14 protein-coding genes are annotated in these 14,339 nt (G+C 62.0%); 6 read left to right on the forward strand and 8 right to left on the reverse strand.

The annotated features are described in order from the left end of the window. Positions 1–152: 152 nt before the first annotated feature. The 3 genes from pdxH (at position 153) to NTU39_RS19510 (ending at position 3,287) form a co-directional block, all read left to right on the forward strand. A complete protein-coding gene (gene pdxH, locus NTU39_RS19500; RefSeq protein WP_150665983.1) occupies positions 153–800 on the forward strand; it encodes a pyridoxamine 5'-phosphate oxidase in 648 nt (215 codons plus the stop codon). Positions 801–915: 115 nt separating this feature from the next. Next, entirely contained in the window at positions 916–2,136 is a 1,221-nt protein-coding gene (locus NTU39_RS19505) for a class I SAM-dependent methyltransferase (RefSeq protein WP_150665982.1), read from the forward strand. Beyond that, positions 2,133–3,287, forward strand: coding sequence for a DUF72 domain-containing protein (locus tag NTU39_RS19510; protein WP_257958339.1), 1,155 nt, complete (start codon positions 2,133–2,135; stop codon positions 3,285–3,287). The genes NTU39_RS19505 and NTU39_RS19510 overlap by 4 nt, the downstream gene beginning before the upstream one ends. A gap of 67 nt (positions 3,288–3,354) precedes the next feature. On the opposite strand, the gene fabV is transcribed toward NTU39_RS19510, so the two are convergent. Then, entirely contained in the window at positions 3,355–4,548 is a 1,194-nt protein-coding gene (fabV, locus tag NTU39_RS19515) for an enoyl-ACP reductase FabV (RefSeq protein WP_257958340.1), read from the reverse strand. Positions 4,549–4,738: 190 nt separating this feature from the next. Continuing rightward, the gene (locus tag NTU39_RS19520) at positions 4,739–6,277 is read right to left on the reverse strand and encodes an MFS transporter (protein WP_150666124.1); all 1,539 of its coding nucleotides are present in this window, start codon (positions 6,275–6,277) and stop codon (positions 4,739–4,741) included. 485 nt (positions 6,278–6,762) lie between these two features. Here NTU39_RS19520 and NTU39_RS19525 point away from each other — a divergent pair, with 485 nt between their 5' ends. The 3 genes from NTU39_RS19525 to NTU39_RS19535 all read left to right on the forward strand — a co-directional run bounded on the left by NTU39_RS19525 (position 6,763) and on the right by NTU39_RS19535 (position 9,296). Further along, on the forward strand, positions 6,763–7,113 hold the full coding sequence (locus tag NTU39_RS19525) for a hypothetical protein (RefSeq protein ID WP_150665979.1): 351 nt from the start codon (positions 6,763–6,765) through the stop codon (positions 7,111–7,113). 129 nt (positions 7,114–7,242) lie between these two features. Then, positions 7,243–8,160 (forward strand): hypothetical protein, encoded by a 918-nt coding sequence (locus NTU39_RS19530; RefSeq protein ID WP_257958341.1) that lies wholly within the window; start codon positions 7,243–7,245, stop codon positions 8,158–8,160. An 83-nt stretch (positions 8,161–8,243) separates the two neighbouring features. Beyond that, positions 8,244–9,296 carry a hypothetical protein gene (locus tag NTU39_RS19535; protein ID WP_257958343.1) on the forward strand — a complete coding sequence of 351 codons (1,053 nt, stop codon included), beginning with the start codon at positions 8,244–8,246 and terminating at the stop codon, positions 9,294–9,296. 23 nt (positions 9,297–9,319) lie between these two features. Here the strand turns inward: NTU39_RS19535 and msrA are convergent, their stop codons facing one another. The 6 genes from msrA to NTU39_RS19565 all read right to left on the reverse strand — a co-directional run bounded on the left by msrA (position 9,320) and on the right by NTU39_RS19565 (position 14,325). Then, a complete protein-coding gene (msrA, locus tag NTU39_RS19540; RefSeq protein ID WP_150665976.1) occupies positions 9,320–9,892 on the reverse strand; it encodes a peptide-methionine (S)-S-oxide reductase MsrA in 573 nt (190 codons plus the stop codon). A gap of 271 nt (positions 9,893–10,163) precedes the next feature. Further along, positions 10,164–11,120 carry a formimidoylglutamase gene (gene hutG / locus NTU39_RS19545; protein ID WP_150665975.1) on the reverse strand — a complete coding sequence of 319 codons (957 nt, stop codon included), beginning with the start codon at positions 11,118–11,120 and terminating at the stop codon, positions 10,164–10,166. A gap of 96 nt (positions 11,121–11,216) precedes the next feature. Then, positions 11,217–11,999, reverse strand: coding sequence for an amino acid ABC transporter ATP-binding protein (locus tag NTU39_RS19550; RefSeq protein ID WP_039396706.1), 783 nt, complete (start codon positions 11,997–11,999; stop codon positions 11,217–11,219). Next, a complete protein-coding gene (locus NTU39_RS19555) occupies positions 11,996–12,664 on the reverse strand; it encodes an amino acid ABC transporter permease (protein WP_039396703.1) in 669 nt (222 codons plus the stop codon). The genes NTU39_RS19550 and NTU39_RS19555 overlap by 4 nt, the downstream gene beginning before the upstream one ends. Positions 12,665–12,801: 137 nt before the next feature. Further along, positions 12,802–13,539, reverse strand: a complete 738-nt coding sequence (locus NTU39_RS19560; RefSeq protein WP_150665973.1) for a transporter substrate-binding domain-containing protein — start codon at positions 13,537–13,539, stop codon at positions 12,802–12,804. Between the two features lie 39 nt (positions 13,540–13,578). Continuing rightward, positions 13,579–14,325, reverse strand: a complete 747-nt coding sequence (locus NTU39_RS19565; RefSeq protein ID WP_039396700.1) for an IclR family transcriptional regulator — start codon at positions 14,323–14,325, stop codon at positions 13,579–13,581. Between the last annotated feature and the right edge of the window lie 14 nt (positions 14,326–14,339).

The following is a 14,339-nucleotide window of genomic DNA, read 5'->3' on the forward strand; positions in this document are numbered from 1 at the left end:
AATATCAAGCACATAGCGCGAGATGCCCGTTCCACGGGGCATTCGGCGGATCGTTGCGCGCGCGATGCGACAAATCGCCACGTGCGCAATTTCCCTAACTCTTCGCTATACTGTGTCGCAACCCCCAACGCACCAGACCGATTACGATCGTCGTGACCCAGACGCTTTCTCTCGCGGACCTGCGCAAAAACTACGCCCTCGGCTCACTTTCGGAGACCGACGTCGCGTCCAGCCCGTTCGACCAATTCCGACTCTGGTTTGAGCAAGCGCTCGCCGCCCAACTGGCCGAGCCGAATGCCATGACGCTCGCCACCGTCACGCCGGATGGCCGCCCCGATGCACGGATCGTGCTGATCAAGGGCGCCGACGAACGCGGGTTCACGTTCTTCACGAATTACGATTCGCGCAAGGGTCAGGAACTGGCAGCTACGCCTTACGGTTGTCTGCTGTTTCACTGGATCGAGCTTGAGCGTCAGGTGCGTATCGAGGGACGCGTCGAGAAAGTGAGCGCAGAAGAAAGCGACGCTTATTACCACTCGCGCCCGGTGGGTTCCCGCCTGGGCGCCTGGGCCTCGGTGCAAAGCGCCGAAGTCGCCGACCGAACCATCATCGAGCAACGCGAAGCGGAGTTCCGGCGCCAGTTCGGCGACGCCCCGCCGCGCCCGCCGCACTGGGGTGGATACCGGCTCGTGCCGGAAACCATCGAGTTCTGGCAGGGCCGCGAATCGCGCCTGCACGATCGCATCAAATTTTTCCGGCTTGCCGATGGAGCGTGGCGCGTCGCGCGCCTGTCCCCCTGAACGTTGTTGTGTCGGCTACGCCGACGCGGTACGCCTGCCCGCCCGTTTGACGAGGAGACGTCACCGTGCCGACGGTACGGATGAAAGTTTTTTTGGTGACACTTGGAGCACATCCATGTTGTGGGAGAAAAAACTCGAAAACTGGGTCAGCGGCGTCAAGACCTCTTCGAACCTGCCCATACGCCTCGCGCTTTGGAACGGTCAGCATTACGATTTTGGTGCCTTCGACAACCCCAGCGTAACGTTGCGCATCAATGGCCCTGCGGCCATGACGCGTCTACTGAGTCCAAGCCTCGACAATCTCGGCGAGGCGTATGTGAAGGGTGAGATCGATGTCGAAGGCCGACTGGCCGACGTCATCGACATGAGCTACGCGCTCGCGGGCAGCAGTCTGACGACCATCGGTCCGCTTGAGCGTGCCGTGCGTCACTTCAATCACACCAAGAAGTCCGACAAGCGCTCGATCGAGTTCCACTACGACGTGTCGAACGAGTTCTACCAGCTCTGGCTGGACAAGAACATGGTCTATTCGTGTGCCTATTTCGAAAATGGCGACGAAGACCTCGACACGGCGCAAGAGAAGAAGATCGATCACATCCTCACGAAGATCGGACTCCAACCCGGCCAGACACTGCTCGACATCGGCTGTGGCTGGGGCGCACTGGTAATTCGCGCCGCACAGAAGTTCGGAGCGAAGTGTCTCGGCGTGACGCTCTCGGAAAATCAGTTCGCACTGGCGACAGAGCGCGTCAAAAAGCTCGGTCTGGAAGACAAGATCGAGATCCGCATTCAGGATTACCGCGACGTGGAAGGTCAGTTCGACCGGATCACGAGCGTGGGCATGTTCGAGCACGTCGGGCGCAAGAATCTGAAGGACTACTTCGCGAAGATGGCTTCCCTGCTTAAGGACGATGGCGTCGCCATGAACCACGGCATCACGTCGACGGATCCCGATAGCGGCGAGACGGCGATGGGCGGCGGCGAGTTCATCGACAAGTACGTGTTCCCGAACGGCGAGCTGCCGCACATCAGCCTGGCGCTGGAGTCGATGCAGCGCGGCGGACTGGAGGCGAGCGACGTGGAAAGTCTGCGCCGTCACTACGCCCAAACGCTTACGCTGTGGTCGGAGCGCTTCGAAGCGAACGCGCCGCGTCTGCGCGAGCTGGCTGGGGAAGAACGCTTCCGTGTCTGGCGCGTGTATCTTGCGGGATGCGCCTATGCGTTCGAGCACGATCACGTCTCGATCTATCAGGTCGTGTGCCGCAAGGCAGGACAATCGGCGAAGCAGCTTCCGTGGTCACGCCGTTACATGTACGAGAATCGCAACAAACAATGAGTCAGATCGATCTGTTCGGCACGCCGCCTGACGACCCGCCGCCAGGCGGACGTGCCGGGCAGGTCGACGGCAAGTCTGCCGCTTCCACCTCGCCCGCAGCCCGCGCCTCTGCGGGGTCGTCCGAGGGCGGGCGGCGTCCGTCTCGTAACGCCGTCGGCGCGGCCAACCTCCCCCCTGAAGTGCAAACGCTGGGCGAACAACTGCCCGGCAATATCCGTCTTGGCACTTCGTCGTGGTCGTTCCCGGGCTGGAAAGGCATCGTCTGGGACGACGATTACAGCGACACCAAACTCTCGCGTCAGGGACTCACCGCCTACGCCAGCCATCCCGTGCTGCGTTGCGTCGGCATCGACCGGTCGTTCTACAAGCCGATGTCGATCGTCGAGTACCAGAAGTACGCCGAGCAGGTTCCGAAGGATTTTCGGTTTCTGGTCAAAGCGCCGAGTGTCGTGACAGATGCCGTTGTACGAGGGGAAAAAGGCGAAGGTCTCAGCGCGAATCCGTGTTTTCTCGACGCGCGCATCGCCGCCGAACAGTTCGTAGCACCGTGTCTCGCGGGGCTGGGTCCGAAGGCCGGTGTGCTGGTGTTTCAGGTGTCGCCGCTGCCGACGGAGCTTCTTCGCGACATCCCAACGTTGATTCAACGCCTCGAGACGTTTTTCTCCGCCCTCCCGCCGTTACCGCAAGGCGAGGCGCTGCCCGACGGAACGACGGCGCCCGGCCCGTGCTACGCACTGGAGATTCGCGACGGCGCACTGCTGACGCCGCGTCTCATGCGCACGCTGGGGCAACTGGGTGTGCGTTACTGCATCGGTCTGCACGCGCGCATGCCGCATGTGGAGCGTCAGGCCGCTGCACTGGCATTGCTTGACGAGATGGGTGCAGGGCCGCTTGTCGTGCGCTGGAATCTGAACAGCGGCCACAAGTACGAGCAGGCGAAAGCGAAGTACGCGCCGTTCGACAAAATCGTCGATCCCGATCCGACCACGCGCGACGTGCTCGCCGCATTGGCCACGCACTATGCAATGGCCGGGCACCCCGTCTACGTCATTGTCAACAACAAGGCCGAAGGCTCGTCGCCGTTGTCGTGCAAGGCGCTGGCCGAGCGCATTTCCGAGTTGTCGCAGACGCCGGAAACAACAATGGCCTGACCCGGCAGTTACGCCGGGCTCAGGCCATCGTCATTCGAACGCGAAGTGCTTGAAGTGCTTGAAGCGCTTACGCGACGAGGTGCGGAATCGCGACGTCCGGATTCACGTCGGCGTCGTAGTCCACACCTTCGATCTCGAAGCCGAACAGACGCAGGAACTCGTGCTTGTAACCCACGAAGTCCGTCAGTTCGTACAGATTCTCGTTCGTCACCTTATCCCACAGCGCCGAGACTTCGCCCTGCACTTCCGGCGACAGTTCCTTCTGGTCGGTGCGCACGCGCCCTTCGTCGTCGAGCAGCGGCGAAGCGTTGTACAGGCTGTCCTTGTACAGACCGTAGATCTGTTCGATGCAACCTTCGTGCGTGCCCTTGGCCTTCATGACCTTGAACAGCAGCGACAGATACAGCGGCATCATCGGGATCGCCGAGCTGGCTTGCGTGACGAGTGCCTTGAGCACGGCAACACGCGCATCGCCACCGCTCGGGGCAAGCTTCGCACGAATGCCCAGCACCTTCTCGTCCAGATCCTTCTTGGCCGCGCCAATGGAGCCGTTCCAGTAGATGTCGTGCGTGATCTTCTCGCCGAGATACGTAAAGGCAGTCGTCTTGGCGCCCGGGGCGAGCACACCGGCCTCAGCCAGCGCGTCCATCCACATCTGCCAGTCTTCGCCGCCCATGACGGCGACCGTGTTCTCGATTTCTTCCTGCGAGGCCGGTTCGAACACCGACTCCTTCACGACTTCCTTGTCCGTATCGATGCCGCGCAGCGTCACCGACTTGCCGACCGGCTTGAGCACCGAGTTGAACACCTGCCCCGTTTCCGGATGCGTGCGGCGCGGCGCGGCCAGGCTATACACGACCAGATCGACCTGACCGAGATCGTTCTTGATCGTCTCGATGGTCTTGGCCTTGATTTCCTTGGAGAAGGCGTCGCCGTTGATGCTCTTCGCGTAGAGGCCCTTTTCGGTGGCGAACTTGTCGAAGGCGGCGGTGTTGTACCAGCCCGGCGTGGCCGGCTTGGTCTCGCTGCCCGCGCGCTCGAAGAACACGCCCAGCGTGTCGGCGTTGCTGCCGAAAGCGGCGGTAATCCGTGCGGCCAGACCGTAGCCGGTCGACGCGCCGATCACGAGCACCTTCTTCGGGCCGTTCGCGATCGGGCCTTGCGCCTTCACGTACTCGATCTGTTGCTTGACGTTGGCTTCGCAGCCGACGGGATGGGTGGTGACGCAGATGAAGCCGCGCACGCGTGGCTTGATGATCATGGAAACCTCGTTCACAAAATTCGGTGATGCCGGCTCACCCGGCAAACACCGCGCATTGTAAACGAGGTCGGGCCGGGCCCGGCAGTTTGAGACCGCTTTTGCCCGGCCTGCGGCGTGATTTCCGGCCACTTTCCGCCGTTCGGCAATGTCCGGTCGGACAGCGCCGAACGATATTCGGATGATTCCGGTGCTATTCCGGTGCCACGACGACCGTACGGTCGACCCGCTTGGGGAACTGAATCTGACGAATGCGGCGCACCAGCAAGGCCGCCACGATCGCGGCCACGCCCGTGAGCAGCACACCGGCGTGCACAGCGTTCACCAGCGTCTGACGTGCCGTTTCGACCAGCGGCAGGCCGTCGATGCCCATGGCACGAAGGTCCGTCAGCAAATCCGCGCGCAACGCCGGATCGATCAGGATGCGCGGATCGAGGGCGCGCGCCACGGCGTGGGCTGCGGGCGTGCCGTCGTAGCTCGTCACGGCACCCGCCACACCGCGCGCGTACCAGTGATTGACCAGCGTACCGACGATGGTCGTGCCCAGCATGCCGCCGACCATGCGCGTCGATTGCAGCAGCGCGGTCGTGATGCCGAAGCGCTCGCGCCCGGCGATCTCCTGCCCGAACACGTTCATGTTGTTCAGGATGAAACCGATACCGATGCCCGCGCAGGCCATCGCCAACGCGAGCAGGCCGTGCGGCGTGGTGTTGTGCGCCAGCCCCACGCCCGCCGCAGCGACCGCCAGCAGGCAAAAGCCGATGACCAGCATGTTCGTCGGCCGAGCGAGACGGACGACCACCGGCGTATTGATAAAGCTACCCAGCGCAATGCACGCCGCAATCGGCGTCGCGATCAGCCCAGCGGCCTGCGGGCTGAGGCCGAAGCCACCCTGCAACAACAGCGGCGCGAAGAAGATCAGCGAATACATCACAAAGCCGATCAGTACGGAAAGCGTGAACAGCACCACGAGCTGCGGGTGCCTGAACATGTCGAGCGGCACGATCGGATGCGTCGCGCGCCGTTCGGTGCGCAGCAACGCCCAAAAGCCGATAGCAACAGCCGCGATCAGCGCGAGGTTGACGAGTGACGCGCCGTGCTCGGGCACGCTCTCGATAAACACCTGAAAGCCGCCCAGCACCACCGCGATCCAAAGCGCACCACGCCAGTCGACGCGAACGTCACCCTTATGGGCTGGGGGGAATTTCGGCAGATAGCGCCATACGAAGTAGAGCGCCGCCAGTCCCACCGGCAGGTTGACGAAGAAGGTGGACCGCCAGCCGAAATGCTCGGAGAGCAGACCGCCCAGCGACGGGCCAGCCGCCGTACCGATGCCGTAGGCCGTAGTGATCACCACCTGCCAGCGCACGCGCGAACGGGCGTCCGGAAAGAGGTCCGGAACGGACGCAAACGCCGTGCCGACCATCATCCCGCCGCCAATGCCTTGCAGGCCGCGCGCGAACACGAGGAACGGCATGTTGGGGGCGAGGCCGCAAAGCAGCGAGGCGAACGTGAACGTCAGCACTGACGCGATGACGAACTTGCGTCGACCGAAGTAATCGCCGAGCCGCCCAAATACCGGCACGGTCACGACGGAAGCCAACAAGTAAATGCTCGCAATCCAGGCGTAATATTCGAAACCCTTGAGCTCGGCGACGATGGAGGGAAGTGCTGTACTGACGACGGTCTGGTCGAGGGCGACCAGCATGTTGACGAGCGCAATGCCGATCATGGCCATCAACGCATCGCGGAAAGGCAGGGGGCGCACGGCAAACTACCTGAAGACTTCATGGAGGGAAGCCGCCATTTTATGCGAAAAATAATGAATATATGAACGGTTATGCATGGCGCGCATTTCCGGCCGAAAGCCCCCGGTATGTCTTGTTCTGCGTCGATCCCCTGCCTCTTCTTCTGTTGCAAAGTTGACGACGAAATAAATTCAACGAATATCAACAATAAATTCAACCAAAGTCCGATTCACGACTCGCATTGCCCCCTGCCCCCCCTTCAAATCTGGGCGTTGTCCGATCCCCCTTTCGGACGCCCCACAACCCCACGCCACCTGCTGGCGGGCATCATCGATGTGTCCTGACCGGGCGCGCACCGCAGCAAATGCGTCAATTCCCGGCGCATTCGCCAAAACCGCGCCTTAACAACGGCCGCACCATCGCTCGACGCTTCGGAAAGCGTCGTCGTCACTTTTCTGGAGATACGCCCATGAAACATCGCCCTGCGCGCGAAGATTACCGACGCTGGCTGAACGCACAACGCGGCGAGACATCGGCTGACGCACAGGAGGCGGCTCAGACAACGGCCGCACTTCCGGAACTTCCCGCGACATTGCCGTATGCCGGATATGTCGTCTGGTTTTACGCAAGCCTCACCTATCTCGATATTCGTTTCGATCACCACCAGTTCGCCATCGTCACGCAGCAAGTACCCAGCCCGGCCGAAGCGTTCTACTTCGATCACTTCGACGCTGCCTATGGACATGCGGCAGACGTGGGCGAACCGTGTCTGATCCTGTTTGCTTCGGTGACAGGTGGCGCGGCAAGCGTCGCCGGGTAGATGCGGTAGACGCTTGAGGGGTCCGCAGGCGGACACGACGCAATGTTGGCGTTTGCACAAGTCACGAGGTTCCTCCTCGTGCCGTCACATCTTCCTCCACGATGTATCCACGCTCAGGGAGCTTTGACCATGCCGTTTCTCACATTTGGGGCCTCGCTTGCGCAGGCCCGCGCAAACGCTGCGTCGGCCACGTCTAACGCCGAGTTCGTCATCCCGTCGACCGCCATCGAGATACAAGCGGTCAGAAACGTTGTTTCGGCCACGTCCAATGGCGACTTCCCCGCCATCCCGTCGACCGCGATCGAAACGCAGGTGGTCAGAGACATTGCCCCGGTCATCGACAGGGAATCGTCAGCGGATCAGGGCGACGCATTCGTCAAATCGACTCGACGCGTTTTCGGATGCCAACCGACACCGGTCGACAAATACCTCGCGGATGCCCTCGCCGGGTTCATCACGCCCCGCGGCGAATGCGCGCCTCGAACGTTCGCGAGCAATGCTGCGCTTCGCGCAGAACTTGCCGAAATGCTGGCACTTCACCCGGATGGCGAAGGGGTGAGCGTGGCTAAACGAATTGAGGCGCTGGGGTTCCCCTCGCTGTTGCGTGACGACGATCCGAAGTATTTACCCGGCACGCTCGGTGCGATGCGTTATGACGTTGGGGCAAACGCCATTCGTCTTGGGCGATTCAAACTCCCGCAGACCGACCCCTACAGCAAGGCGGCAGCATTTCGTTTTGCAGGCGAATGCGAGTTGGCCCATCTTCGCAAAGGTGACCCCGTCGCCCCGCTGGTCAGAGAGGACCATGCGTCGATCCTCGACTTCCACTATCGGGCCGCGGGCATGCGAGGCCACACGGCGCTACCTCCGACGGGCTATATCAACGCTGCGCAAGACGAAACACATCTCTCGGATTTCACTGCGCACCTCACGCGTTGCCGACGCCTCGAGCGCCCTTCCCGTTCCATTCTGGCAAGCCGATTGCGCGTGTATCCCGTCTCACCGCTCGACACGATGCAAACCGGTCCCGCCTGCGTCATTCTCTGATGCTTCGCACGATCTCGCGAGCGCCGCGCCCCGCCGGGGCGATGGCGTGACGACAGCAACGACAGACTTTGAGAGAGGACTTCATGCCCGCACCGTCACAACCGCTTCCGGGTTACTGGCCACAATTGTCGAACTGGCAAATCCAGGCGGGTGAGGCACCCGGCAACGCCCATCCGGCGTCACAGTTCACCAGCATCAGGAATCGTCTTCCTGAAGGGCACGCTATTCGCACGGCGTCGTTGGCAAGGAAAAGTCAGGCCATCCCGACGGAAACGCCGTGTCAGGGCGTGCATTTGGACGACTACATGCACAACGTGCTCGCAGCGTTAGTCACGCCCAAGGAGGGATGTCCGTCACGACGCTATGCGCGCAATGCGGAGCTTCGGCATTCGGTTGCGACCGCGCTGGCGCTGCATCCGGAGGGCGGCGCGGCGTTGCTCGAAGCGAGGTTGAAATCGTTGGGACTGCCCTCGTTGCTCCGTGACGAGCCGCAATATCTGCCGGGCACGTTGGAAGCGCTACGTTATGACGTGGGCGCACAGATCGTGGCCATCGGGCGAAGCGAGCTACCCGATCTTGCGGACGTCGATACGCCGGCGGATAGCGCGTTACATGAGGCAGGTGCGCGTGAACTGTCCTACCTCGACAACGACAGCCCACACGCAGCGGAAGTCCTGCGCGACCACCGACGCATTCTCGACTTCCATTACGGCGCAGCGGGGGTTAATTCGTTTGAGGCGGATGAAGCCCTTCAAGCGCTTGAAGCCATGAGGCGCACGGCCTTTCCGTCATCCGTACAACTCAAGGCCCCCTTCAAATCGGAGGCAGCGGCAATCGCGGCTGCCGTGGCAAAGCCTGATGTGCCACTGGATCAACGTCTGAGAAATGCGCGGCACCAGCAATACCGTATCACCACCTTCGTCGGGCATCTCGAACGATGTCGGCAGGGCAAAGAACCACCGCCCTTACGAAGCAGTAGCGGCAGTGCGTGGGGCCGGATTCCGCTTTCGGCAGGGCCGGACGCACAGCGCGCGCGTCGTAAGGCAGCGAACAGTAGTCCGCCGCCTCGTCCTCCGTATCCGCCTTATCCGCTGTCGCGTGAGCACGACCCGCTCTACAACTGCACGATCCTGTGAGCGACTTCGTGTTGTCTCGCGACTTACGCCGCCGACTTCAACCGGCGGGCGAACTTCTCGCGGAATTTCTTGAGCTTCGGCGCAACGACGTAGGCGCAGTAGCCCTGGTCGGGATGCTGGCGGAAGTAGTTCTGGTGGTACGCCTCGGCGGGCCAGAACGTCTGCGTCGCGACAACCTCGGTGACGATGGGATGCTGATACGTCATCTCCGCCATCAGCTCCGCAATGAGATGTTCGGCCGCCGTCTTCTGTGCGTCGTTGTGATAGAAGATCGCCGAGCGATATTGCGTGCCGACATCGTTGCCCTGGCGGTTGAGCGTGGTCGGGTCGTGGATCTGGAAGAAGACGATCAGGATTTCTTCGTACGTGACGACGTCCGGGTCGTAGGTCACCTGCACCACTTCCGCGTGGCCCGTGTCGCCTTCGCACACCTGTTCGTACGTGGGATTGTCGACATGGCCGCCTTCATAACCCGAGACGACAGACTTCACGCCGTCCAGTTGTTGATAGCAGGCTTCGAGACACCAGAAACAGCCACCGGCCAGCGTGGCGACTTCGGTACGGGTATCGCTCGGGGAGTTCGTCTGCTCTGTCATCTTGACCTCGCTTGTCGACTGCGATTGCGCGCACTTGCGTCGGACTGGCATGCCGCAGTGCACCAAACAAATAGGGCGGGCGATCGAACTCTCGATCGCCCGCCCTATTGTCGCGCAGAAGTCCCGCGAACGGCGCAAATAACCTTAGGCATTGCGCGGCGCGTAGCGCAGCACACCTACGTCGCTCATTCGTTCGCTTGCCCGGCTCGCTTGCCCGCACTTAACCCGCTCGCTTGGCCCGTTCGCCCAACTGCCCGTTTAACCCAGTCGCTCAGCCCTGCAACTGTGTGATCAGCGGGTGCAGCAGACGCGCACCGACACGTGCCGTGAGGCCGTCGCGGTCGTACGTCGGGTTGTACTCGGCGATGTCCGCCACGCGCAGCTTGCCCGAACGACGCACCACGCCGATGAGCGCTTCCACCACTTCGAACGCCACACCGTGCGCTGCCGGTGCCGACACGCCCGGGGCCTTCTCGCCGGGCAGCACGTCCATGTCGATGGTCAGATAGACGTGGCTCACCTTCGCCAGCTTCTTCTCCAACTGGTCGCACATTTCCGGCAGGCGGTGCGCAAGCATCGTCGAGTCGAGCCAGTAGTCGACGTTCAACGCGGTGGCGCGCTCGAACAGCGCGTCGGTGTTGCTGTAACGGCTCACACCGAGACACGCATAGTGGAACGGCGCCTGACGGCCCGCCAGCAACTGCGAGATCTGCCAGAACGGCGTGCCGGAGCTGGCCGTGGGCTGTGCGCGCAGATCGAAGTGGGCGTCGAAGTTGAGAATCAGAATCGGCTCGTCGCGCAGACGGTCACCGTAGTGTTCCGCCACGCCAAGGAACGTGCCGTAAGCGATCTCGTGTCCGCCGCCCAGCACCACCGGACGCGCGCCCGCCGCCAATACTTCGGCGACGCGGTGGCCCAACGCGGCTTGCGCCGCTTCGAGCCGTTCGTCGGCACACACGATATTGCCGCCGTCGAACACGGACGGCGTGCCCTGCACGGGCAGGCTCGCCAGTGCCCGGCGCAGCATGTCCGGACCGGCCACTGCGCCCTGACGTCCATGATTACGGCGCACGCCTTCGTCACTGCAAAAACCCAGCACCACTGCGCCGCCCGCCACTTCCGATGCTTCGCAAGCATCGTAGTCGCGCAGCACCTGATGCAAACGCAGTGTGTGGCCTGTTTCGCCGGTATCCACACGGCCTTGCCAGACCGCTCGATCGATTGTCATACGTTTTCCTGCCTTGCCTGCTCGTTACCGAATTACTCTGCGCTTTGCGTCGAGGGACATCGACTTGCACCGGTACTGCCGGTGCCACCGAATGTCTTACGCCGAACGCGAAATGACCGCTTGCAGGAATTCACGCGTACGCGCTTCGCGCGGCGCGGTGAAAATCTGCTCCGGCGAGCCGGCTTCGATGATGCGGCCCTGATCCATCACGACCACCACGTCGGCGACTTCGCGGGCGAAGCCCATTTCGTGCGTGACGACGAGCATCGTCATCCCGTCGTTCGCGAGCGCTTTCATGACTTGCAGCACTTCGCCGACCAGTTCCGGATCGAGTGCCGACGTCGGTTCGTCGAACAGCATGACCTGCGGCTGCATGGCGAGCGCGCGGGCAATCGCCACGCGCTGCTTCTGGCCACCGGACAGCGTGCCCGGGTAGACGTCCGCCTTCGCAGAGAGACCCACTTTGGTGAGCAGTTCACGCGCGAGCTTTTCTGCGTCGGCGCTCTTCATGCCGCGCAGCTTGCGCGGTGCGAGCGTCACGTTATCGAGCACCGTCAGATGCGGGAACAGGTTGAACGACTGGAACACCATGCCCACTTCCGTGCGCAGATGGTTCAGTGCGTTCTCGCCCATCATCTTGCCGTGATCGACGAGCTTCTTGCCGACGATCTCGATGGTGCCCTGCTCGGCCGTTTCCAAACCGTTGCAGCAACGCAGGAACGTGCTCTTGCCCGAACCGCTCGGGCCGATGACCACGACGACCTGACGCGGCTGCACTTCGAAGTCGATGCCCTTGAGCACCTGATGGCTGCCGTAAGCCTTGCCCAGCCCTTCGATCTTGAGGATCGGGGCGCCGTTGGTTGTCTTCACTTCGCTCATTGCACGGCACCTCCGGCACGCAGGGACTTCTCGGCGCGCTGCAGCAACAGCGTCGTGACACCGGTCAGAATCAGATAAACAAAGGCAATTGCCAGATACACTTCCAGCGAGCGATACGACACGCTGATGATCTTCTGACCTTCGTGCATCACGTCATGAATCGTGAGCAGCGAGACAAGGGCGGAGTTCTTGATCAGTGCGATGAATTCGTTGCCCAGCGGCGGGATCATGCGCACCACTGCCTGCGGCAGAATCACCGAGCGCATGGCCTGACCGTAAGGCATGCCGAGCGAGCGGGCGGCTTCCATCTGACCGCGCTCGATCGACTGGATGGCGCCACGCACGATTTCCGAGACGTAAGCACCGCTATAGATGCCCAGACCCAGCACGCCGCACACAAACGCCGGCAGCAGAATATTGAACTGAGGCAGACCAAAGAACAGGATGAAGAGCTGCACCAGCAGCGGCGTGCCACGAATGAACGTGACGTAAGCGGTACAGATGCCGTAGCGAATTCGGTTGGCCGGATTGAGTCGGCCCATGCCGACCAGCAAACCCAGGACACAGCCCAGGGCCAGGGCGCAGGCGGTGACTTCGACGGTCACCAGCGCGCCACGCGCCAGGTCCGTCCAGTTTGCCCACACCGGCGAAAAATCGAGTTCCATGCGTACTCCGTCAGTTGCTCTGCTGCGCTATTGCTTTATTACTTGGGCGGGCGACGTCACCCCAACTCAGGTGACGGCCAGCCCGCCCGGTATTGCTTAGGTAATACGTGATGCGACTAACTCTCGAATGATGCGACTTACTTCGAGCTGCCGAAGTACTTCGTCACCAGCGCGGCGTAGGTGCCGTCAGCACGCACCTTTTCCAGCGCCTTGTTCATTTCTTCGGTCAGCGCCTTGTCGTCCTTGCGCAGCGCGAAGCCATAACGCTCGACGGTCAGAGTCTTGTCGAGCACCTTGACGCTCGGGTTGGCCTTTGCGTACAGCAGCGCTGCCGGCTTGCCCGTCACAGCGGCGTCGGCACGGCCGATCTTCACGAGTTCGAACATCTGGTCGTTCTTCTCGACTTCCACGCGCGAGACCTTCGGGTAGTTTTCCGTCAGGAACTGCACCGACTTCGTACCGACCTGCACCGAGACCTTCTTGCCGTTCAGATCGGCCGGTTCCTTGATGCTGGTGTTGTCAGCCTTGACCATGATGGCCAGACCGCCGGTGTAGTACGGGTGCGTGAAGTTCACGGCCTTCAGGCGTTCGTCGGTGATGTAGATGGCCGAAGCCGCCACGTCGACACGCTTGGACAGCACGGCCGGGATCAGACCCTTGAAGTCGATATCCGTCCACTCGACCTTCTTGCCCATGGCCTTGCCCAGCGCTTCGATCATTTCGACGTCGAAGCCGGTGCGCTTGCCGTTTTCCACATATTCAAACGGGGGGAACGTGGCGTCGGTGGCAACACGCAGCACGTCGTCAGCAGCGAAGACCTTGCTCGAGCAGGTGACGGCCAGCGCCATCGTGAACAGGATGTGACGCAATTTCATCTGGTACTCCTTCGTGTAGTCTCGGTTCGGAAAAACCGGTTAAAAGTACTGCAATCGATTCGAAATACGCTCGGCTGCCGCCACCGTGAGGCGGATCAGCTCTTCGTGGCGCTGCGCCACACGTACGGCCGGCGCCATCAGCGTGATGGTGCCCTCCAGACGTTCCTTCGCGGCAAAGACCGGGGCCGACACACCCCAGACGCCGAAATCTACTTCGCTCTCCGACACGGCATACCGTTGCTTGCGAATCTCTTCGATCTGCGCGGCAAGACGCTCTTGCGCGACCGGCTGGCCGGCCAGTTGACGGCCAATCAGATTCTCGCGGGTGGTCTGGGGCAGGAAGGAGAGCAAGGCCTTGGCCGAAGCGCCGTGCACCAGCGGGTGCGCGCGGCCTTTCGCGAACGAGCAACGCAGCGATTGCTCGCTCTCATGCATGTCGAGGCAGACGACCTGACCGTTGGCGGCGACGAGCAGACCGACCGTCTCCCCGGTGCGCTGCACGAGGGCGTCGATCTCTTCACGTGCCTGAGTCACAAGATGCGAGTTGTGGTCGAAACCCCACGCCAATTGCACGCCGACCGGACCCGGTTCGTAGAGCGCCTCATGGGCGTGCTCTTGTACCAGCCCCCACTTCTTGAGCGGAACGAGGTGGCGGTAAACCGTAGAGAGCGGCAGGCTCGTTTGCGCGGCGATCTCGCGTGCCGCGATCGGGCGTCCATGACGCGCCACAGTCACAAGGACTTGCAGTACGCGCTCGGAGACCGAATGAGCTTCGGTGGTGTCCATCGTCTTCAAAAACC

Source organism: Pandoraea commovens (assembly GCF_024704525.1).
Lineage (GTDB): Bacteria > Pseudomonadota > Gammaproteobacteria > Burkholderiales > Burkholderiaceae > Pandoraea > Pandoraea commovens.

Bases quoted from the DNA above. Each gene is read 5' to 3' on its own strand.
- NTU39_RS19505 (WP_150665982.1), top strand. From the start codon at position 916: ATGTTGTGGGAGAAAAAACTCGAAAACTGGGTCAGCGGCGTCAAGACC.
- NTU39_RS19510 (WP_257958339.1), top strand. From the start codon at position 2,133: ATGAGTCAGATCGATCTGTTCGGCACGCCGCCTGACGACCCGCCGCCA.
- fabV (WP_257958340.1), bottom strand. From the start codon at position 4,548: ATGATCATCAAGCCACGCGTGCGCGGCTTCATCTGCGTCACCACCCAT.
- NTU39_RS19520 (WP_150666124.1), bottom strand. From the start codon at position 6,277: ATGATCGGCATTGCGCTCGTCAACATGCTGGTCGCCCTCGACCAGACC.
- NTU39_RS19525 (WP_150665979.1), top strand. From the start codon at position 6,763: ATGAAACATCGCCCTGCGCGCGAAGATTACCGACGCTGGCTGAACGCA.
- NTU39_RS19530 (WP_257958341.1), top strand. From the start codon at position 7,243: ATGCCGTTTCTCACATTTGGGGCCTCGCTTGCGCAGGCCCGCGCAAAC.
- NTU39_RS19535 (WP_257958343.1), top strand. From the start codon at position 8,244: ATGCCCGCACCGTCACAACCGCTTCCGGGTTACTGGCCACAATTGTCG.
- msrA (WP_150665976.1), bottom strand. From the start codon at position 9,892: ATGACAGAGCAGACGAACTCCCCGAGCGATACCCGTACCGAAGTCGCC.
- hutG (WP_150665975.1), bottom strand. From the start codon at position 11,120: ATGACAATCGATCGAGCGGTCTGGCAAGGCCGTGTGGATACCGGCGAA.
- NTU39_RS19550 (WP_039396706.1), bottom strand. From the start codon at position 11,999: ATGAGCGAAGTGAAGACAACCAACGGCGCCCCGATCCTCAAGATCGAA.
- NTU39_RS19555 (WP_039396703.1), bottom strand. From the start codon at position 12,664: ATGGAACTCGATTTTTCGCCGGTGTGGGCAAACTGGACGGACCTGGCG.
- NTU39_RS19560 (WP_150665973.1), bottom strand. From the start codon at position 13,539: ATGAAATTGCGTCACATCCTGTTCACGATGGCGCTGGCCGTCACCTGC.
- NTU39_RS19565 (WP_039396700.1), bottom strand. From the start codon at position 14,325: ATGGACACCACCGAAGCTCATTCGGTCTCCGAGCGCGTACTGCAAGTC.